This is a genomic window from Azospirillum tabaci (assembly GCF_014596085.1).
Taxonomy (GTDB): domain Bacteria; phylum Pseudomonadota; class Alphaproteobacteria; order Azospirillales; family Azospirillaceae; genus Azospirillum; species Azospirillum tabaci.
Genome location: NZ_JACCJY010000080.1, coordinates 1 through 972 on the forward strand (window position 1 = coordinate 1; position 972 = coordinate 972).

A 972-nucleotide genomic window follows, 5' to 3' on the forward strand; every position below is an offset into this window, starting at 1 on the left:
CGCCGGTGCGGAGATCGCGCCGGACGCCGCCTCGGCGCTGGCCGACGCCGACATCGTGCTGAAGGTGCAGCGCCCGCTGCTGGCCGGGGAGGGGGACCTCGACGAGCTGGCGCTGATCAAGCGCGGCGCGCTGCTGTTCGCCATCCTCAACCCCTACAACAGCCGCGACCACGTGGCGGCCTACGCCGCGGCCGGGGTGAACGCGTTTGCCATGGAGTTCATGCCGCGCATCACCCGCGCCCAGGTCATGGACGTGCTGTCCTCGCAGGCCAACCTCGCCGGCTACAAGGCGGTGGTCGATGCCGCCAGCGAGTATGGCAGGGCCTACCCGATGATGATGACCGCGGCGGGCACGGTGCCGCCGGCGCGCGCCTTCATCATGGGCGTCGGGGTGGCGGGCCTGCAGGCCATCGCCACGGCCAAGCGGCTGGGCGCCATCGTCTCGGCGACCGACGTGCGCCCGGCGGTCAAGGAGCAGGTGCAGAGCCTCGGCGGCAGCTTCGTCGCGGTGGAGAACGAGGAGTTCAAACAGGCCGAGACGGCGGGCGGCTACGCCAAGGAGATGTCCGACGACTACAAGCGCCAGCAGGCGGCGCTGGTGGCCGAGCACATCAAGAAGCAGGACATCGTCATCACCACGGCGCTGATCCCCGGGCGCAAGGCGCCGATCCTGGTGACGCGCGAGCATGTCGCCTCGATGAAGCCGGGCTCGGTGCTGATCGATCTGGCGGTGGAGCAGGGCGGCAACGTCGAGGGCTCGGAGCTGGGCAAGGTCGTCACCACGGAGAACGGGGTGAAGATCGTCGGCCACGCCAACTACCCCAGCCGCATCGCCGAGAGCGCCTCGCTCTTGTACGCCAAGAACCTGCTCGCGCTGCTGCAGTCGCTGCACGACAAGGAGAAGGGCGTCACGCTCAACTGGGACGACGAGATCGTGAAGGCCATCGCGCTCACCCGCGATGGGCAGGTCGT

At 69.4% G+C, this 972-nt stretch carries 1 protein-coding gene; it reads left to right on the plus strand.

Annotation, left to right across the window (positions count from 1 at the left end; genetic code table 11):
• A partial coding sequence (locus tag H0B54_RS29320) for an NAD(P) transhydrogenase subunit alpha (RefSeq protein ID WP_188263270.1) occupies nt 1-972 on the plus strand: 972 nt, incomplete at both ends.